This window comes from Castellaniella defragrans 65Phen, from assembly GCF_000612685.1.
Taxonomy (GTDB): Bacteria; Pseudomonadota; Gammaproteobacteria; order Burkholderiales; family Burkholderiaceae_B; genus Castellaniella; species Castellaniella defragrans.
In genome coordinates, this window is the sequence record NZ_HG916765.1 from 2655958 (window position 1) to 2675721 (window position 19764).

15 protein-coding genes are annotated in these 19764 nt (G+C 69.5%); 8 read left to right on the plus strand and 7 right to left on the minus strand.

The window, feature by feature from the left end:
* Positions 1-2: 2 nt before the first annotated feature.
* The 5 genes from BN940_RS11890 to hrpA form a co-directional block, all read right to left on the minus strand.
* On the minus strand, positions 3-845 hold the full coding sequence (locus tag BN940_RS11890; protein WP_043683327.1) for a polysaccharide deacetylase family protein: 843 nt from the start codon (positions 843-845) through the stop codon (positions 3-5).
* The gene (locus tag BN940_RS11895) at positions 842-1939 is read right to left on the minus strand and encodes a glycosyltransferase family 4 protein (RefSeq protein ID WP_043683328.1); all 1098 of its coding nucleotides are present in this window, start codon (positions 1937-1939) and stop codon (positions 842-844) included. The genes BN940_RS11890 and BN940_RS11895 overlap by 4 nt, the downstream gene beginning before the upstream one ends.
* Positions 1936-5415 carry a DNA polymerase III subunit alpha gene (gene dnaE / locus BN940_RS11900; protein ID WP_043683329.1) on the minus strand — a complete coding sequence of 1160 codons (3480 nt, stop codon included), beginning with the start codon at positions 5413-5415 and terminating at the stop codon, positions 1936-1938. The genes BN940_RS11895 and dnaE overlap by 4 nt, the downstream gene beginning before the upstream one ends.
* Before the next feature lie 14 nt (positions 5416-5429).
* Positions 5430-6686: an ATP-binding protein gene (locus tag BN940_RS11905; protein ID WP_148304954.1), complete on the minus strand. Its 1257-nt coding sequence runs from the start codon at positions 6684-6686 to the stop codon at positions 5430-5432.
* A 146-nt stretch (positions 6687-6832) separates the two neighbouring features.
* Positions 6833-10672, minus strand: a complete 3840-nt coding sequence (hrpA, locus tag BN940_RS11910; protein WP_043687034.1) for an ATP-dependent RNA helicase HrpA — start codon at positions 10670-10672, stop codon at positions 6833-6835.
* Between the two features lie 147 nt (positions 10673-10819).
* On the opposite strand from hrpA, the gene argA reads away from it, so the two are divergent.
* A complete protein-coding gene (argA, locus tag BN940_RS11915; protein ID WP_043683331.1) occupies positions 10820-12175 on the plus strand; it encodes an amino-acid N-acetyltransferase in 1356 nt (451 codons plus the stop codon).
* Between the two features lie 139 nt (positions 12176-12314).
* Positions 12315-12587, plus strand: coding sequence for an oxidative damage protection protein (locus tag BN940_RS11920; RefSeq protein WP_043687037.1), 273 nt, complete (start codon positions 12315-12317; stop codon positions 12585-12587).
* A gap of 172 nt (positions 12588-12759) precedes the next feature.
* On the opposite strand, the gene phoU is transcribed toward BN940_RS11920, so the two are convergent.
* Together phoU and rpiA are read right to left on the minus strand one after the other, a co-directional pair.
* Positions 12760-13497 carry a phosphate signaling complex protein PhoU gene (gene phoU, locus BN940_RS11925; protein WP_043683334.1) on the minus strand — a complete coding sequence of 246 codons (738 nt, stop codon included), beginning with the start codon at positions 13495-13497 and terminating at the stop codon, positions 12760-12762.
* 212 nt (positions 13498-13709) lie between these two features.
* On the minus strand, positions 13710-14390 hold the full coding sequence (rpiA, locus tag BN940_RS11930) for a ribose-5-phosphate isomerase RpiA (protein ID WP_043683337.1): 681 nt from the start codon (positions 14388-14390) through the stop codon (positions 13710-13712).
* Between the two features lie 211 nt (positions 14391-14601).
* On the opposite strand from rpiA, the gene BN940_RS11935 reads away from it, so the two are divergent.
* From BN940_RS11935 to BN940_RS11960, 6 genes are all read left to right on the plus strand, one after another.
* Complete coding sequence (locus BN940_RS11935; RefSeq protein ID WP_043683339.1) at positions 14602-15426, plus strand: SIR2 family NAD-dependent protein deacylase; 825 nt, start codon at positions 14602-14604, stop codon at positions 15424-15426.
* 35 nt (positions 15427-15461) lie between these two features.
* Positions 15462-16430 (plus strand): helix-turn-helix transcriptional regulator, encoded by a 969-nt coding sequence (locus BN940_RS11940; RefSeq protein ID WP_043683342.1) that lies wholly within the window; start codon positions 15462-15464, stop codon positions 16428-16430.
* A gap of 205 nt (positions 16431-16635) precedes the next feature.
* The gene (locus BN940_RS11945) at positions 16636-17445 is read left to right on the plus strand and encodes an EcsC family protein (protein WP_043683344.1); all 810 of its coding nucleotides are present in this window, start codon (positions 16636-16638) and stop codon (positions 17443-17445) included.
* Between the two features lie 136 nt (positions 17446-17581).
* Entirely contained in the window at positions 17582-19057 is a 1476-nt protein-coding gene (locus tag BN940_RS11950) for an inorganic phosphate transporter (RefSeq protein ID WP_043687040.1), read from the plus strand.
* A gap of 127 nt (positions 19058-19184) precedes the next feature.
* Positions 19185-19457 (plus strand): type II toxin-antitoxin system RelB/DinJ family antitoxin, encoded by a 273-nt coding sequence (locus tag BN940_RS11955; RefSeq protein ID WP_043683346.1) that lies wholly within the window; start codon positions 19185-19187, stop codon positions 19455-19457.
* Complete coding sequence (locus BN940_RS11960; RefSeq protein WP_043683349.1) at positions 19435-19755, plus strand: type II toxin-antitoxin system YafQ family toxin; 321 nt, start codon at positions 19435-19437, stop codon at positions 19753-19755. Before BN940_RS11955 ends, BN940_RS11960 begins: the two co-directional genes overlap by 23 nt.
* The last annotated feature ends 9 nt before the right edge of the window (positions 19756-19764 follow it).

Here is a 19764-nt window from a genome sequence, read left to right on the forward strand (position 1 = left end):
CTTCACCCCGCGTAGCGCTGGCCGCGCTTCCACCGCTTCCAGGCGTTGAAGGCCGGCGCGACGAGGGGATGGGCCGCCACGCGGATGCGCCGGCCGACCGAGGCGCCGGAAGTGTCGCGCACGGCGAAGCGGAAGATCGAGGCCGGATCCGAGCCGGGCCGGTTGCGGCCGAAGGCGCGCGTCGTGTACAGGTGGCGGAATCCTGCCGCCTGGGCGACGCGGACGTAGTCGGGATCGAAATAGCCCTGCGGCCAGCACAGGTGGTCGGAGACCTCGCCCAGATGCCGCGCCAGGCAGGCGCGCGACTGCGCCAGTTCGTCGGCCATGCGGGCGTTCTTGTCGCCCGCCTGCTTGTCCCAGCGGGTATGGGTATGCGTGTGGCTGTGGAATTCGCAGACCCCGCCGGCCCGCATCCGCTCGATCTCCGCCCAGCGCAGGGCGATGCCGGCGGCGTCGCCCGCGGCCACGCGGCGCATGCATTCGGCGTGATCGGGCGTTTCCGGCAGCGCCGCCCCGCCCTCGCCCGCGCAGGCGCGCGCGGGCCCGTCGCCGATCCAGGACGTGACCAGGAAGATGACGGCATGGAAGCCGTATTCGCGCAGCAGCGGCCAGGCGTGGACGTAGTTGTCCAGGTAGCCGTCGTCGAAGGTGATCAGCACGGAGCGCGCGGGCGCCGGCGTGCCCGCCAGGTGCGCGGCGAATTCGTCGCAGCTCAGGCTGCGGTAGCCGTGGTCCCGCAGCCAGGCCAGCTGGTCGCGGAAATGTTCCGGCGTGACGTTGATGGCGCCCCCGGCGGGGGTGACGTGGTGGTACATCAGCACAGGGACTATGCGGTGCCTGCTCATGGGGCGCGCTCCTCCAGCCATCGTCCATAGCATTGCTCGGTGCGGCGCACCAGGCCGTCCAGGGTGAAGCGGTCGCCTTCGCGCACCGCCCGCATGCCCGCCAGGCCCATGGCGCGGCGGCGCGCCGGATCGTCGATCAGCGCCGTCAGCGCCGCGGTCAGCGCCGCCGTGTCGCGGGGGGGCACGAGCAGGCCGGTCTCGCCGTCGCGCAGCATCTCCGACACCCCGCCCACGTCCGTACCGATCACCGGCAGGCCGGCGGCGGCGGCCTCGACGAAGACCGTGCCGGAGGCCTCCTGCTCGGTGGCCAGGGCGAACAGGTCGAAGCCGGCCAGCACGTTGGGAATGTCGGCGCGGCGCCCGGTGAAGAGGATCTTGCCGTCCAGCCCGAGCGCGCGCACGTGGGCCCGCAGGTTTTCCAGGGTGGGCGAGCCGTCGCCCACCAGCACCAGGAAGACGTCCGGTCGCGCCAGCAGCCCGGCCATGGCGTCGATCAGGGCGCGATGGCCTTTTTTCTCGCGCATCACGGACACGCAGCCGACCACGACGGCGTCGGTCGGCAGGCCCAGCTCGGCGCGCAGGGTGGAGTGCTCGACCGGGTCGGGCAGCGGAATGGGGGAATAGACCGTGGCCACGCGCTCGGGCGGGGCGCCGTGCTCCAGCAGCAGGCGCCGCACGTGCTCGCTGACCGTCGTCACGCAATGCGGCACGCCGGTGTACGACACCAGCGAGCCCGGCCTGACCGCCAGGTGCCGCGTGCGCACGATCAGCGGCGTGCCCGCCAGGCGCGCCGCCACGCCCGCCAGCATCGTGTCGCGGCGGCTGTGCGTGTTCAGCACGTCGAAGCGGCCGTCCTTCAGGATGCGCCGCAGGCGCAGCACGCCGCGGAAGTAGTTGCGCGGGCCGTCCATCGGCATCGTGTGCACCGTGAAGCCCTCGTCGGCCAGGCGGCGCGCCAGCCGGGCGTGCGGCTGGCAGGCGGCTTCCATGTGATGCCCATGCGCACGCATGGCGCACATTTCCTTGAAGATGCGGTTTTCCTGGCCGCCAAAGCCGGTCGCCGCCTCGGAATGCAGGATGCGCAGCGGCTTCATCCGTAGTGGATCTCCACGTTGTCATGGGACAGCCACTGCCGCGCGTCCGCGATCAGGGTCTCGTCCATGCGCACGCGCCAGTCCTCGCCCAGGCGCAGCAGGCAGGAGAAGCGCGCGCCGTTCAGGCGCAGTTCCACCGGCACGCCGGCTTCGGCCGAGCGCCAGGGCGCCAGCAGGCCCTCCAGGCGGCCGGGGTCCAGATCGCCGGACACGGACAGGCGCAGGCTGCGGGCGCGGCTTTCGCGCACGCGCTGCAGGTCGTAGAGTTCGTCGGCCGACACGCGCAGGCCGCCGGAATAGTCGTCGTGGCTGACGCGCCCCTGGATCACCAGGGGGCGGTCTTCCTTCAGGCTCTGGCGGTGCTGCTCGTAGAGTTCGTTGAAGATCGCAACCTCGATCTGGGCGCTGCCGTCGTCCAGCAGGGCGTAGAGCATCTTGCCGCGCCGGGTCATGCGCACGCGCACTTCCGCCAGCACGCCCGCCAGCCACTGCGGCCCGCGCGAGGGCGCCAGCCGCGCCAGCGGCGTGGGCGCGATGCGGCGGATCTCGTCGCGCCAGGCATCGAAGAGGTGGCCGCTGAAATAGAAGCCCAGGGCGGTCTTTTCTTCCGTCAGGCGGGTTTCCAGGTCCCACGGCGGGACGCGCGCGAGTTCGTCGGCCACCAGCGCGTCGGTGTCGTCGTCGAACAGCGAGACCTGGTTGGCGTTGCGCTCGGCCTGCTCGGCGGCCTCGATGGCGCTGCCCAGGGCCTCCAGCAGGGCCGCGCGGTTGGGCTCCAGGGAGTCGAAGGCGCCGGCGCGGATCAGAGCCTCGATGGTGCGCCGGTTGACGGCATGGCGGTCCACCCGGGCGCAGAAATCGAACAGCCCGGTGAAGCGCCCGCCCGCCTCGCGCGCCGCGATGATGGCTTCCACGGCGGACTGGCCGGTGCCCTTGACCCCGCCCAGGCCGTAGCGGATGGTGCGCGGCGGGCGGCCCCGGGCGGTGTGCTCGTCAGCCACCGGCGCGAAGCGGTAGCCGGATTCGTTGACGTCGGGCGGCAGGACGGCCACGTCGTTTTCCAGGGCATCGCGCCAGAAGACCTGGATCTTGTCGGTGTCGTCCATGTCCGACAGCATGGTCGCGGCAAGGAATTCCGCCGGATGGTAGACCTTGAGCCAGGCGGTCTGGTAGGAAATCAGGGCGTAGGCGGCCGAGTGGCTCTTGTTGAAGCCGTAGCCCGCGAACTTCTCCATCAGGTCGAACAGGTGGGCGGCGAGTTCCGGATCGTAGCCCTTCCTGGCCGCGCCTTCCTGGAAGATCACCCGGTGCTTGGCCATTTCCTCGGGCTTCTTCTTGCCCATGGCGCGGCGCAGCAGGTCGGCGCCGCCCAGGGAATAGCCGCCGATGATCTGCGAGATCAGCATCACCTGTTCCTGGTAGACGATGACGCCGTAGGTGCTCTTGAGCACGGGTTCCAGGTCGGGGTGGAAGTAATCGACCTCGGCGCGGCCGTGCTTGCGGTTGACGAAATCGACCACCATGCCGGATTCCAGCGGCCCGGGGCGGAACAGCGCCAGCAGGGCGACCACGTCCTCGAAGGTGTTGGGCCGCATGCTTTTCAGCAGTTCCTTCATGCCGCGCGATTCGAGCTGGAACACCGCCGTGGTGTTGGCCGCCGACAGCAGGTCGTAGGTGGCCTGGTCGTCCAGCGGCAGGGCCATCAGGTCGAAGTCGCGCTTGTCCGGATTGAACTCGCGCACGTAGCGCACGGCCCAGTCCAGGATGGTGAGGTTGCGCAGGCCCAGGAAGTCGAACTTGACCAGGCCGGCGGCCTCGACGTCGTCCTTGTCGAACTGGGACACGACGCTGGACTCGCTGCCCGGCTGGCAGTACAGGGGGCAGAAGTCGGTCAGCTTGCCTGGCGCGATCAGCACGCCGCCGGCGTGCATGCCGATGTTGCGCGTCAGGCCCTCCAGGGGGCGGGCCAGGTCGATGAGGGCGTGGATTTCCTCGTCGGTGTCGTAGAGTTCGCGGAAGGCGGGCTCGTGTTCCAGCGTGCGGTCCAGCGACCAAGGATCGGCCGGATTGAAGGGGATCATCTTCGAGAGCCGGTCGCAGACGCTGTAGGGCATCTCCAGCACGCGGCCGACGTCGCGCACCACGGCCTTGGCGCCCAGGGTGCCGAAGGTGGCGATCTGGCTGACGGCGTCGCGGCCGTACTTTTCCTTGACGTATTCGATGACCCGTTCGCGGTTGTCCTGGCAGAAATCCACGTCGAAGTCGGGCATGGACACGCGCTCGGGATTGAGGAAGCGCTCGAACAGCAGGTCGTAGCGCAGCGGATCCAGGTCGGTGATCCCCAGGCTGAAGGCCACCAGCGAGCCGGCGCCCGAGCCCCGCCCCGGCCCCACCGGCACGCCGTGGCTCTTGCCCCAGTTGATGAAGTCCTGCACGATCAGGAAGTAGCCGGGAAAGCCCATGCCGATGATGGTGCGGCATTCCAGGTCCAGGCGTTCCTGGTAGGCGGGCATCTGGCGGGCGCGTTCGTCGGGGTCCGGATACAGCTGGACCATGCGGCGCGCCAGGCCCTCGTTGGCGAGCTGCACCAGGTAGTCGTCCAGCGACACGCCGTCGGGCGTGGGGAACAGCGGCAGCTGCGGCTCGCCCAGGGTCAGGGTCAGGTTGCAGCGGCGCGCGATCTGCACCGCGTTGGCCAGGGCCGAGGGCACGTCGGCGAAGCGGCGCGCCATGTCGGCGCTGTCGGGCATGTACTGCTCGGCCGTGAAGCGCCGCACGCGGCGCGGATTGCCCAGCAGTTCGCCTTCGGCGATGCAGACGCGGGCCTCGTGGGCGCGGAAGTCGGACGGCGCGATGAACTGGATGGGGTGCGTGGCCACCACCGGCAGGCCGCAGTCCGCCGCCAGGCGCAGCGCCGCCTGGACGTAGGCCTCGTCGCCGTCGAAGCCGGCGCGCTGCAGCTCGATGAAATAGCCGTCCGGGAAATCGGCGGCCCACTGGCGCGCCAGGCGGCGGGCCTCGTCGTCGCGGCCGGCCTCCAGGGCCTGGCCCACGTCGCCCGCGCGCGCGCCCGACAGGGCGATCAGGCCGTTCCTGCCCGACAGCCATTCGCGCCGCAGTTCCGCCCGGCCCCGCTGGCTGTTTTCCGTCCAGGCGCGCGACAGCAGTTCGCACAGGTCCAGGTAGGCGGCATGGCAGGAGGCCAGCAGCAGGACGCGGAAGGGCTTGTCCTCGTCGGCCGGATTGTGCAGCCAGGCGTCGCAGCCGGCGATGGGCTTGATGCCGGCCTTGCGGGCCGCCTTGTAGAACTTGATCCAGCCGAACAGGTTCGCCAGGTCGCTGATCGCCATGGCCGGCTGGCCGAATTCCCGCGCGCGGCCGATCAGGTCGGGGATGCGCGCGATCCCGTCCACCACGGAAAATTCCGAGTGGCTGCGCAGGTGGACGAACAGGGGGGTATCGGGGGACGTGGTCATAAGAGGGATTGTACTTAGGCTGGAGGACTTGCCCGCCCCCACAGGGTGGACAGGGGGGCGGCCCAGAGGCCAGGGCCCAAAGGCATCGTTTCCGCGCCGTCGTACAGCAGAACGCCCATCCTGAATCGCTCTCCCGCCGCCCCGGCCAGTTTTCTCAGGCCGCGCAAATCGCGCTCCTTGACCGTGGCCGCCGCCTTCACCTCGACGCAGACCAGCCGCCCCGCCGCATTCTCGATGACCAGATCGACCTCGAACCGATCCACGTCCCGGTAGTACAGCAGCCGATAATCGCCTTCCGATACGCCGGCATGCTTGAGCAGCTCTCCGAACACGAAGGACTCCAGCACGTGGCCGAACCGCGTGCGGTCCTGACGGATGCCTTCCTCGTTCAAGTCGAGCAGCGCGGCCAGGAGGCCCGAATCGATGAATTGCAGCTTCGGGGTCTTGACGACACGATTGAGGCGGTTGCGCGCCCAGACCTCGACCCGCTTGAGCAGGTACATATGCTCGAAAGCCGCCAGATACCGGGCGGCCGTCTTGGCATCCAGCCCCACCTCGCCGCCCAGTTGGGTGTAATTGCACATCTGCCCGGCCATCTGCGCCAAGGCCTTCAGGAAGCGGGGCAATTGATCCAGTTTTTCGATGCTGGCCACTTCGCGGACATCCCGCTGGATGAGCGCGTCCGTGTACTGCCGCATCCAGGCGGCACGGCGCCTGGACGAATGTCTGGCGATCGCTTCCGGGTAGCCGCCGGACAGCACGCGCCCGATCAGGCCATCGCCCTGCACGAGGGGTTCGGCTTCCAGGATGCGCCCGGCAAAGGCATGATCGATCCAGTTGGCGTCATGCGACACGAGTTCGCTCTGGGACAGGGGCAGCAGACGCAGGGTTTCCATCCGGCCGGCCAGGGAGTCGGCCACGGCCGGCAGGGCCATCAGATTGGCCGAGCCGGTGAGAAGGAATCGTCCGGGCCGGCGATCCTCGTCCACGCTTTTCTTGATGGCCAGCAGCAGCTGGGGCGCACGCTGGACCTCGTCGATGACCGCCCGATCGAGATCCCGGACCAGGCCCACGGGATCCTCGCGCGCCGCCAGCAGGGTCAGTTCGTCATCCAGGGTCAGGTAGCGCAGCCCCTGCTGCGCCACGCGGCGCACCAATGTCGTCTTGCCCGACTGCCGGGGCCCGGCCAGCAGCACGACCGGCGTATCGCCCAGGGCTTCGGCAATCCGCGGCTCGATCCAGCGGGGATACAGGGGCGGCGCGATCATCATCGGGGAACCCTGACGTAAATACAGGCCCATATTACCGTGAATCAGGGAATTCAATGACGTGGATTCAGGAAAACAATGACGTAAATCCGGGAATTCGCATCCGTGAATTCCGGAATCCAGAAAGCCGGAACCCTCTCCTTCTCTCTCTAGCGCGGCAGGGCGGCCCAGGCCTTCTCCAGGCGCTTGACCGAGACCGGGAAGGGCGTGCGCAGGGTCTGGGCATAGAGCGCCACGCGCAGTTCCTCCAGCTGCCAGCGGAAGGCGTCGAGCCGGGCGTCGGGCGCGCCCTTGAGCGCCGCGCGCGCGCGCTGCCAGGGCGTGGTCAGCCGGGCGATGTCGGCCATGGCGGCGGCGTCGCGCGCGGGGTCGGCGCGCAGCTTGTCGATGCGCATCTGCGCGGCCTTCAGGTAGCGCGGCAGGTGCCCGAGCTGCTCGGGCGGCGTGTCGCGCACGAAGGCCGGCCCCACCAGGGCGTCGAGCTGCTGGCGGATGTCCTGCTGTGCCTGGGGCCAGGGACGGGCCTGCGGCAGTTTCTTCAGCAAGGCGGCGCGCTCGGCCAGGATGGCGCCGGCCAGGCGGGCCAGCTCCTGGGCCAGCAGGCCCAGGCGCGCGCGGCCTTCCGCGCAGCGCCGCTCGAAGGCCGCCGCGTCGGCGGGCCAGGGCTCCATCAGGCAGGCCTGGTCCAGCGCCGCGTCGATCAGCTGGTCGCGCAGTTCCTGCTGGGTGCCCAGGTCCATGTACAGCATGCCCATGCGGGTCAGGTCCGGCAGGTTCTTTTCCAGGTAGCGCACCTGTTCCCGCAGCGCCAGGCGGAACAGCCGGCGCAGGCCGACCGCGTGCACGCGCCGGGCCTCCTGGGGATCGTCGAAGACGTCCAGGTCGCAGGATTCGCCGCGGTCGCGCAGCGCCGGGTAGCCGATCAGGGACTGGCCGCCGCGCTGGATCTCCAGCAGCTCGGGCAGCTCGCCGAAGGTCCAGGCCGTCAGGCCCTCGTGGTCCAGGACGCGCGAGGCCTGCTGGTCGCGCGCGGCCAGCTGCTGGAACGAGGCCTGGGCCTGGCGGCCGTGCTCGGCGCGCAGCTGGTCCAGATTGCGGCCGCCGGAGAGCATACGGCCGTGCTCGTCCACCACCTTGAAGTTCATGAACAGGTGCGGCGGCAGGGTCTCCAGCTTGAAGTCGGTAGGCTGGACGCGCACCCGGCACTGTTCCCAGATGTCCCGCGCCAGGGCGTCCAGCAGGCCCATGCCGGGATCGGCGGCGCGCTCGAACCAGCGCTCGTGGAAGCCGGCCGCGTAGTCGGGCAGCGGCACGCAATGGCGGCGCAGCTTCTGCGGCAGGGATTTCAGCAGCAGATGGACTTTTTCCTTGAGCATGCCCGGCACCAGCCATTCGCAGCGCGCGGCGTCGATCTGGTTGAGCGCGAACAGCGGCACGGTCAGCGTCATGCCGTCGCGCGGCGAGCCGGGCTCGAAATGGTAGTCCACCGCGAGTTCGGTCCCGGCCCAGGCCAGGCGGCGCGGAAAGACCTCCGTCGTGACGCCGGCGGCGTCGTGGCGCATCAGTTCGTCGCGGCTCAGGTTCAGCCGCGCGGCCGCCTCGGCGTCCAGGCCCTTGTACCAGGCCTCCAGCGTGGCCGTCTGGCACACGTCGGCGGGGATCTGCCGGTCGTAGAAGGCGTGGATCAGCGCGTCGTCCACCAGGATGTCCGGGCGGCGGCTCTGGTGCTCCAGCCGCTCGATGGACGCGATCAGCCGCCGGTTGTGGGCGATGAAGGGCAGCTTGCTGTCGATGTCCCCCGGCACCAGGGCGTCGCGGATGAAGATTTCCCGCGCGGCCCTGGGATCGACGCGGCCGTAGTGCACGCGGCGCCCGGTGTACACCGGCAGGCCGTGCACGGTGCCGCGCTCGTTGGCGACGACCTGGCCGGCCTTCTTTTCCCAGCGCGGGTCGGACCAGGCGCGCTTGAGCAGGTGGGCGCCGGCCCGTTCGACCCAGGCCGGCTCGATCTGCGCCACGCAGCGGGCATACAGGCGGGTGGTCTCCACCAGCTCGGCCGCCAGCACCCAGCGGCCGGCCTTCTTCTGCAGGGGCGAGCCCGGATGGATGGCGAAGCGGATGTCGTGCGCGCCCTGGTACAGGCCGCCGTCCTCGGATTTCATGCCGATGTTGCCCAGCAGCCCGGCCAGCAGGGCCATGTGGATCTGCTCGCGCGTGGCCGGGGTCTGGTTCAGCCGCCAGCCCTGCTCGCGCGCCAGGGTCAGCAGCTGCGTGTGCGTATCGTGCCATTCGCGCAGCCGGATGGGCGAGAGGAACTTCGCGCGGATCTGGTCCACCAGCTTGCGCTGCGAGGCCTTGTGCGCGACCTGCTCGCCATACCACTGCCAGAGCTTGAGCCAGGCGAGGAATTCCGACTGCTTGTCGTTGAACTGGGCGTGGGCGTTGTCGGCGGCCTCGCGCGCCTGCATGGGACGGTCGCGCGGGTCCTGCACGGACAGCGCCGCGGCGATGACGAGGATTTCCGCCAGGCACTGGTGTTCGTGCGCGGCGAAGACCATGCGCGCGATGCGCGGATCGACGGGCAGCTTGGCCAGGACGCGGCCCACGTCCGTCAGGCGGTTGCGCTCGTCGAGCGCGCCCAGTTCCTGCAGCAGCTGGTAGCCGTCGGCGATGGCCCGGCCGGTGGGCGGCTCGACGAAGGGAAAGGCCTCGATGTCGTCCAGGCGCAGGGATTTCATGCGCAGGATGACGGACGCCAGGGACGAGCGCAGGATTTCCGGGTCCGTGAAGGCCGGCCGCTGCTTGAAGTCGTCCTCGGCGTACAGGCGGATGCACACGCCCGGCCCCAGGCGGCCGCAGCGGCCGGCGCGCTGGTTGGCCGAGGCCTGGCTGACGGGCTCGATGCGCAGCTGCTCGACCTTGCTGCGCCAGGAATAGCGCTTGATGCGCGCCAGGCCGCTGTCCACGACGTAGCGGATGCCCGGCACGGTGAGCGAGGTCTCGGCCACGTTGGTGGCCAGCACGATGCGCCGGACGTTGCCGCGCGGATGGAAGATCTGCTCCTGCTCCGCGCGCGACAGCCGCGCGTACAGCGGCAGCACCAGGGCGCCGGCCGGATGGCGCTTGCGCAGCGCCTCGGCGCATTCGCGGATTTCGCGCTCGCCGGGCAGGAAGACCAGCACGTCGCCGGTGCCGTGGCGCGCGCATTCGTCCACGCCGTCCACCACGGCATCGACCAGGTCGCGCTCCTCGTCGCCCTGCGCCGGCTTGCGGCCGGCGGAATCCTCGTCCCCGTCGCGCCGCACGGGACGGTAGCGCAGTTCCACCGGGAACAGGCGGCCCGAGACCTGGATCACCGGCGCCGGCCGCTCCGGCGTGCCGAAATGCCGGGCGAAGCGGTCCGCGTCGATGGTGGCCGAGGTGATGATCAGCTTCAGGTCCTTGCGGCGCGCCAGCAGGCGCTTGAGGAAACCGAGCAGGAAATCGATGTTCAGGCTGCGCTCGTGCGCCTCGTCGATGATGAGGGTGTCGTAGCGGCGCAGCAGCGGATCGCGCTGGGTCTCGGCCAGCAGGATGCCGTCGGTCATCAGCTTGATGGCCGTCGCCGGGCCGGCGCGCTCGGAAAAGCGGATCTGGTAGCCCACCCAGTCGCCCAGTTCGGTCTTCAGTTCCTCGGCCACGCGCTGCGCGACGGACGTCGCGGCCAGGCGGCGCGGCTGGGTGTGGCCGATCATGCCGGCGCGGCCGCGCCCCAGCTCCAGGCAGATCTTGGGCAGCTGGGTGGTCTTGCCCGAACCGGTCTCGCCGCAGACGATGACCACCGGATGCGCGGCGATGGCGCGCGCGATCTCCTCGCGGCAGGCGCTGACGGGCAGGTCTTCCGGATACTGGATGGGCGGCAGGGGGCGGTCGCCGGCGCCGGCGGGCGGGCGCGGCTGCGCGGCCCGGGCGGGCGTCCGGCGGGTCGGCTGCGATGGATTTTCTGGCAAGACGTCGGGTTCCACGAAGGGATGAAGCGTGCTGTCCGCCCGGCGCCACAGAATGCGGCCGGGAAAGGACAATCGCTCATTATAATTTCGCTATCGCCCGAGACGCCCTTCCCCCTTCATTCCCCGCCGCCGAATCCGCCGCCCGCCATGAGTTCCACTGAAACCGACACCTATTCCGCCCAGGACGCCCCCGAATTCGCCCCCGCGCAGTTCGTGCGCTGGTTCCGCGAGGTCGCGCCCTACGTGCACGACTTCCGCGGCAAGACCTTCGTGGTGGCCTTCGGCGGCGAACTGATCGAGGACGGCGGACTGGAGGACCTGGTGGCCGACCTGTCCCTGCTGTCGGCGCTGGGGATCAAGCTGGTCCTGGTGCACGGCTCGCGTCCCCAGGTCAACGAGCAGCTGCGCCTGAAGGGCCAGACCACCCAGTTCGGCCGCGGCACGGAGCCCACCAGCCCGGAAGCCCTGGAATGCGCCAAGGAGGCCGCCGGGGAAATCCGCCTGGACATCGAGGCCGCCTTCAGCCAGGGGCTGCCCAACACGCCCATGTCGCACGCCAAGATCCGCGTGATCTCGGGCAATTTCGTCACCGCGCGGCCGGTGGGCGTGATCGACGGCGTGGACTACCGGCGCGCCGGCACGGTGCGCAAGCTCGACATCGAGGCGATGCGCAACGTCATCAGCCAGGGCGCCATCGTGCTGCTCTCGCCGCTGGGCTTCTCGCCCACCGGCGAGGCCTTCAATCTGGCCATGGAAGACCTGGCCACCAACGCCGCCGTGGCGCTGCGCGCCGAAAAGCTGATCTTCCTGACGCAGAACCGCACCGTCACCGAGACCGACGGCTCGGTGGACACCGAACTGGCCCGCAAGGACGCCGACGACCTGCTCGCCCAGGGCATCCTGGACGAGGACACGTCCACCTTCCTGCGCCACGCCTCCCTGGCGGTCAAGCGCGGGGTGGCGCGCGCGCATCTGGTGCCCTACACCATGGACGGCAGCATCCTGCTGGAAATCTTCACCCACGACGGGGTGGGCACCATGGTGGTCGAGGACACCCTGGAAGACCTGCGCCCGGCCATGGCCGACGACGTGGGCGCCATCGTCCAGCTGATCGAGCCCCTGGAGGCCGACGGCACCCTGGTGCCGCGCGGCCGCGCCGTGATCGAGCGCGACGTGGAAAAATTCACGGTGCTGGAGCACGACGGCGTGATCTACGGCTGCGTGGCCGTGATCCCCTACCTGGAGGACGGCATGGCCGAGATGGCCTGCCTGATCGTGCACCCCGAATGGCAGGGCACGGGCGACGGCGAGAAGCTGCTGCGCCACGCCGAGACCAGCGCCCGCGCCCTGGGCGCCCGGCGCCTGTTCGTGCTCACCACGCGCACCTCGCACTGGTTCCTCAAGCGCGGCTTCGTGCAGGGCGGCGTCTCCGACCTGCCCCACGAGAAGCGCGCCCACTACAACCATTCGCGCAACAGCCTGGTGTTCATCAAGCGGCTGTAAGAAACCGGACGGCGGGACGGGCGCCTGGCGGGATGCCATGTCCGGGCGGCGGCGCGATCACGGCCCGGCGCGGCCCCGGCCCGCGGCCCCGCGGGGCTACAATGCCGGCTTTCCCCACAGCGATGACGAGGCGCCCGACATGGCACGCATGATCCAATGCCGCAAACTCAAGCGCGAGGCCCAGGGCCTGGACTATCCCCCGTACCCCGGCGAACTGGGCGTGCGCATCTGGCGCGAGATTTCCAGGGACGCCTGGGCCAAGTGGCTGGACATCCAGACGCGGCTGGTCAACGAGAACCACCTGAGCCTGGCCGACCCCGAGGCGCGCAAGTTCCTCGCCGGACGGATGCAGGCGTTCCTGTTCGACGACCAGGACGTCGAGGCCCAGGGCTACGTGCCGCCCGGGGCCTGAGTGCCGCCCGGGGGCTGAGTGCCGCCTGGGGCCTGAGCGCGGCCCCGACTCGCCCCGCCGCTGCGTGAACGCCAGGCGGGCACCGCGGCGCGGGGCCGCCTGCGTCCTTCAGGCCCGCCCTGCGGCGCGGGGCCGTCTGCGCACGGCCTTCGGGCGTGTCCCGCGGCGGGGATCAGCCGCGCGTGTCCTTCGAGGCGTCGCGCGGCTCGGGCGGCTCGCCGCGCGCCAGCCGTTCGGTGTTGGTGACGCCCGTGTGGCGCACATCGTCGCCGCGCACCATGTAGATCACGCGCTCGGCCATGTTCTTGGCGTGGTCGCCGATGCGCTCCAGCGCGCGGGCGATGAAGATCAGGTCGATGGAGCGCGAGATCGTGCGCGGATCCTCGATCATGTAGGTGATGATGTGGCGCAGGGAGGCCTTCCATTCCTTGTCCACGTCCTTGTCGTTGCGCACCACCTGGGCGGCGGCGACGGGATCCTCGCGGGCGAAGGCGTCCAGCGCCGCCCGGATCATGCTGGCCACCGCGTCGGCCATGTGGCGCAGTTCCACCACCGGCTCGTAGGATGAATCGGACTCGTGCAGGCGGCGGGCCACCTTGGCGATCTTCTCGGCCTCGTCGCCGCAGCGTTCCATGTCGGTCAGCATCTTCGAGATCGACAGCAGCAGGCGCAGGTCGCCCGCGGTGGGCTGGTTGCGCGCGATCAGCTGGCTGATGCGCTCGTCGATGTCGACCTCGAACTGGTTGACCTGCCGCTCGTGCTCGCGGACCCGGTCCACCAGATGCAGCTCGCCGCGGGACAGGGCCTGCATGCCGTCCAGCACCATGGATTCGACCAGCCCGCCCATCTGCAGGAACATGGACCGCGTCGTTTCGAGCTCGCTGTGAAATTGCTTGTTGGTGTGTTCCAATCCGGGACCTCTGTCTGCCTGTGTCTGGGGGCCGTCCAGGCGCGTTCAACGAGCGCAAAGCGTACCATCGCACCCGCCGCCTGGGAAGGAACCCCCAGCATAGCAGCGCCATGTGACGGAAACATGACGGCGGGCCCACGTCCCGTCCCGGCCCGGTCCCGCCCTCCCGCAGGGCAAGGGAGAGGGAGAGCGGGGGCGCCGCCGGGCCGGCTTCAGTCGAGCAGTTCCAGTCGCGACACGCCGTCCTGCCCCGCCACCAGCGCCACCTGGGCGCCGGAGATCGCGAACAGACCGCAGCAGACCACGCCCGGGATGTTGTTCAGCAGCGCCTCGAATTCGGCGGGATCGCCGTAGTTCAGGCCGGAAACGTCCAGGATCTGGTTGCCGTTGTCCGTGACGAAGCCTTCGCGCAGGCACGGCTGCCCGCCCAGCTGGCGCACCTGCCGGGCGACGGCCTCGCGCGCCAGGGGGATGACCTCGATGGGCAGCGGAAAGGCGCCCAGGCGCTCGACCAGCTTGGACTCGTCGACGATGCAGACGAAGCGGTCCGCCACCGAGGCGACGATCTTCTCGCGCGTCAGCGCCCCGCCGCCGCCCTTCACCATGTTCAGCTGGGGGTCGATCTCGTCGGCGCCGTCCACGTACAGCGCCAGCGCGGCCACGTCGTTCAGGTCCAGCACCTCGATGCCCGCCGCCCGCAGGCGGCGCGTGCTGCGCTCCGAGCTGGACACCGCCGCGCGGAATTCCTGCCGGTGGGGCGCCAGCAGGTCGATGAAGCGGTCCACCGTCGATCCCGTTCCCACCCCCAGGATGCTGTCGGGCTGCAGTTGCGGCAGCACGTGGTCGAGGGCGGCCTGCGCCGCCTGTTGCTTGAGTTCGTCCTGAGTAAGCATGGGGATGTCCGGAGAGGGTCTGGGAGGCCCGTATTGTAATTTGCAATGGTCCCGTTCCTCGCAATGGCCCCCGTTCCGTCATGGCACCCGTCCCGTAACGGCGCCGTTCCGGCGACGCATCTTTCCGGCGACGCATCCTTCCGGCGACGCATTCTGTCGTGGGCCGCCGCTAGACTGGCTTTGTGTCCCCACTCGCAAAGGAATCGCAGCAATGCCGCCCACCGAAGCACAATGGAACCGCGCCCTGGACTACCTGCGCGCAGCCCAGGGGCTGCTGATCACCGCCGGCGCCGGCATGGGCGTGGATTCGGGCCTGCCGGACTTCCGCGGCAAGGAGGGCCTGTGGAAGGCCTATCCCGCCCTGCGCCAGGCCCGCCTGGATTTCAAGCGCATCGCGCAGCCCGAGGCCTTCGACCGCTGGCCCGCGCTGGCCTGGGGCTTCTATGGCCATCGCCTGTCCATGTACCGCCGCGCCGTGCCGCACGCAGGCTTCGGCATCCTGCTGCGCTGGGCCGAACGCCTGCCCCATGGCGCCTTCGTCTTCACCAGCAACGTCGACGGCCAGTTCCAGCGGGCGGGCTTCGACCCGGACCGCATCCTGGAATGCCACGGTTCGCTGCACTGGATGCAATGCCACGCCCATTGCCGGTCGCGGATCTGGCCGGCCGACGGCTTCGAGCCGGATGTCGATCCGCATACCTGCCGCCTGCGCTCCCCGCTCCCGCTTTGTCCCGACTGCGGCGCCCTGGCCCGCCCCAACGTCCTGATGTTCAACGACCTGGACTGGGAAATGGCACGCATGGTGGCCCAACGCGACCGTCTGAACGCCTGGCTGGAATCCGTCGGCGGCGACCGCCTGGCCGTCATCGAACTGGGCGCGGGCCAGGCGATCCCGTCGGTGCGCCACTTCAGCCTGCGCACCGGCCACCCCATCCTGCGCATCAACGTCCGCGACAGCGCCATTTCTCCGCGCTGGGGCGTGGGCCTGGAAGGCACGGCGCTGCAGACGCTGCGATGGCTGGACGCCCGCATCTGATCCATACTGGCGGTTTTACGCGCCCCGCCCCCGACATGGCCAAACGATCCTCGACCCTGGAAACCACCCTGCTGGCACTGGAAATGCTGCGCCGGATTCCACGCGCCCCCCGCTCGATCACCGCCGGCGAACTGCACGCGCAACTGGTCGCCAGCGGCTTTGAACGCGACCTGCGCACCATCCAGCGGCAGCTGGACATGCTCAGCACGCACCTGGGCATCGAACGCGACGACGGGAGCGCCCCCTACCGCTACCGGTGGCTGCCGCACGCCAGGCCGCTGGCCATCCCCCACCTGAGCCCGCAGGAATCCCTGCTGCTGAAGCTGGCCGAGGAACACTTGCGCCCCCTGCTGCCTGCCCACCTGATGAAATCCATGGAAGGTTTCTTCGTCCAGGCGCGGCACAACCTGGAACCCGATGGCAATGCCCGGCTGGAACGCGAATGGCCGTCCAAGATCCGCACCGTCGCCACCAGCCAGCCGCTGCTGCCGCCGAAAATCGTGCCCGGCGTGCTGGAGACGGTCAGCGAAGCCCTGTACCATAACCATTGGCTGCGGCTGGACTACAAGAATGCCGCCGGCCGGCGCACGACGGTCGAAGTCATGCCCCTGGGCCTGGCCCAGCAAGGCCCCCGCCTGTATCTGGTGTGCCGCTACCGGGGGTTCGACAACGAGCGCAGCCTGGCCCTGCACCGCATCCTGAGCGCCGGGCAGGCCTCCACCATCCCGTTCGACCGGCCCCGGGATTTCGACCTGGCACAATACGACGCCGACGGCCGCTTCCGCTTCGGCGAGGGCGCGCTCATCCGCCTGCGCTTCCGGATCGACCGGCGTACCGGCCATCATCTGCGGGAAACGCCGCTCTCCAAGGACCAGACGGTCACCGAGTGCGACGGCGACCGGCTGGAAATCGCCGCCACCGTGGTCGACAGCGCCATGCTGGACCAGTGGCTGAAGGGCTTCGGCGACGCGGTGGACGGGGTGCAAAAGGAGGCGGTGGCCTGAGCCGCTGCGCCGGCGTGGCCGGGCGGCGCGCGTCGCTGTGGCTGCAGGCGCGCGTCGCCTCCCCTATCCGGGGGCGCGGGCATGCGCGATGCGACATGCACGGCGCGATTCATAGAATCAGTGTGACGACAAAGCCCTGGCGTCACATTCTGTCGCGTACCGGTCCGATCATGGCTCCGTTCCCATTGTCTCCAGGAGTTTTCCGATGAACGTCACGCCCTTCTCCCCAGCCGACCTCGACGCCCTGCGCCAGGCCCACGCCCTGCTTGAAAACCCGGGCCTGGCCGCGCGCATGACGAACCTGGTCGGCACGCCCATCGAGAAAGTCCTGGACCGGCTGCCCGAAGGCTGGAGCGCCCAGATCGGCCAGGTCACCCGGCTGGCGCTGAGCAAGGCCGCCGACGCCGCCCTCTTCACGATGGACGACAAGCCCCGCGACCGCAGCTCGAACTGGTGGCACAAGGTGGGCGCGGCCGCCACCGGCGGCGTGGGCGGCTTCTTCGGCCTGCCCGGCCTGGCGGTGGAGCTGCCGATCTCCACCACGATCATGATGCGCTCGATCGCCGACATTGCCCGCAGCGAAGGCGAATCGCTGGCCGATCCCGGCACCCGGCTCGCCTGCCTGGAAGTCTTCGCCCTGGGCGGCAAGAGCGCGGCCGACGACGGCGCGGAAAGCGGCTACTACGTGGTGCGCGCGGCGCTGGCGCGCGCCATCAGCCAGGCCGCGGAATACGCCGCCGGCAGCGTCGCCGTCGAGAAAGCCGCCCCGCCCGCCCTGATGCGCCTGATCACGATGGTGGCCGAGCGCTTCGGCATCCAGATCACCGAAAAGGCCGCCGCCCAGGCCATCCCCGCCCTGGGCGCGGCGGGCGGCGCCCTGATCAACACCCTGTTCATCGACCACTTCCAGGACATGGCGCGGGGGCACTTCATCATCCGGCGGCTCGACCGGCGCTACGGCACGGAGGTGGTGCGGCTGGCGTACGAAGACCTGCACGGGCGGCGCGCGGACTGACCCTCCGGCGGGGAACGGTCCGCCGGCGCGGGCGGAAACGGCCGCACGGCCGCCGAAGGGAATGCAGAAAAAGGGGTATTCAAACTTTTTTTCGCAAATTTGCAATAATTCCGCGTCTCCCGAACGTTCCTCCATCATGCTCGACCTATTCTCCGGCTTGCCCCTTTCGGTCGGGCTCAGCCTGGTCCTGGCGCTGGCCCTCGTCCTGGTCTTTGAATTCATCAACGGCTTCCACGACACCGCCAATGCCGTCGCCACGGTCATCTACACCAAGGCCATGCCGCCGCACCTGGCGGTGCTCTTCTCGGGCATCTGCAACTTCCTGGGCGTGCTGCTGGGCGGCGTGGGCGTGGCCTACGCCATCGTCCACCTGCTGCCCGTGGAACTGCTGCTCAACCTGGACAGCGGGCGCAGCCTGGCCATGGCGTTCTCCATGCTGGCCGCCGCCATCGTCTGGAACCTCGGCACCTGGTATTTCGGCATCCCCGCATCCAGCTCGCATACGCTGATCGGCGCGATCCTGGGCGTGGGCCTGGCCAACGCCCTGCTGACCGGCCTGCCCGTGGGCATCGGCGTGAACTGGGGCAAGGCCATCGACATCGGCCTGTCGCTGATCATCTCGCCCGTGGCCGGTTTCATCGTCGCGGCGCTGCTGCTGCTCGGCCTGAAGAGGCTGTTCGCCGGCTCGAAGATGCACAAGACGCCCGAGCAGCGCCGCGCCATCGACAACAAGAAGCACCCGCCCTTCTGGAACCGGCTGGTGCTGGTGCTGTCGGCGATGTGCGTGAGCTTCGTGCACGGTTCCAACGACGGGCAGAAAGGCATCGGCCTGATCATGCTGGTGCTCATCGGCATCGTCCCGGCCAAGTTCGTGCTGGATCCGGCCAGCACGCCCTACCAGGTCCAGCGCACCGTCGACGCCGCCGCCCACCTGGGCGACTTCTACCAGCGCAACGCGGATACGCTGGGCGACTACCTGGCGCTCAAGCGGCCGCTGCGCGCCGATCCGCCCCAGACGGCCCACTGCGATCCCCAGGATACGATGAGCGTCATCCGGGCGGTGCGCCGCAGCCTGGACGGCGTGCGCGTCTATGACGACCTGCCGCCCGACGCGCGCGTGCGCCTGCGCCGCTACCTGCTCTGCCTGGACGACACCGCCCGCAAGGTGGCCGGCCTGGACGCGCTGTCCCTCAGCGAAAAAGCCGATCTGCGGCGCCTGCGCGCCGACCTGACCGCCACGACGGAATACGCGCCGCTGTGGGTGATCGTCGCCGTCGCGCTGGCCCTGGGCGCCGGCACCATGCTGGGCTGGCGCCGCGTGGTGCTGACCGTGGGCGAAAAGATCGGCCGGCAGGGGATGACCTATGCCCAGGGCATGTCGGCCCAGATCACCGCCGTCGCCGCCATCGGCGTGGCCAACGTGTTCAGCCTGCCCGTCTCGACCACCCAGGTGCTGTCCTCGGGCGTGGCCGGCACCATGGTCGCCAACCGCAGCGGCCTGCACAACGGCACCGTGCGCATCATCCTGCTGGCCTGGCTGCTGACCTTCCCGGCCAGCATGCTGCTGTCGGCGGGGCTGTTCAGCCTGGCGGTGTGGGGGTTGGGGGTGTGAGGGGGGCATCGCCGGTATCCTCGGCATCGCTGGTACCCCCGGTATCGCGCATCATGGCATCCGCTCTCTGGCGGCTTGACAGTATCTCAATGGAGATACAGAATCCATGGAAAGGGAGGATCGGCTCATGGCCCATTCCACGATGCTGCACGTCCGGGTGGACGAGGAAATCAAGACGCAGGCCAGCGAAGCACTGGCGGCGATGGGGCTGTCCGTCTCCGACGCGGTACGCATCCTGCTCAAGCGCGTGGTCAACGACCAGGCTTTCCCGCTCGAACTGAAGGTGCCCAACGCGGCCACGCGCGCGGCCATGGAAGAAGCCCGCGCCATCGCACAGTCTCGTGCAGCACGTTTCAGTTCCGCGGACACGCTGCTCGATGGCCTCGAAAAAACCCGCTGACAGCAGGCGGGCCAGGCCTCCCAGGGCGTGCGACTATACCCGGGTTTTTCTCAAGGATTGGGAACGTCTTTCCCGCTCGGGCCGCTACGATCTGACACGCCTGAAGGACGCAATGCTGCTGCTCATCGCGGACGATGCGCCGCTGGGCCCCGAATGGCGGGACCACCCGCTCAAGGGCGAGTGGACCGACCACAGGGAATGCCATATTGGCGGCGATTTCCTGCTGATCTACCGGACGGATGGCCATGCCGTCATCTTCGTGCGGACCGGCACGCATTCGGAATTGTTTGAAGAATGAGGGACGAGG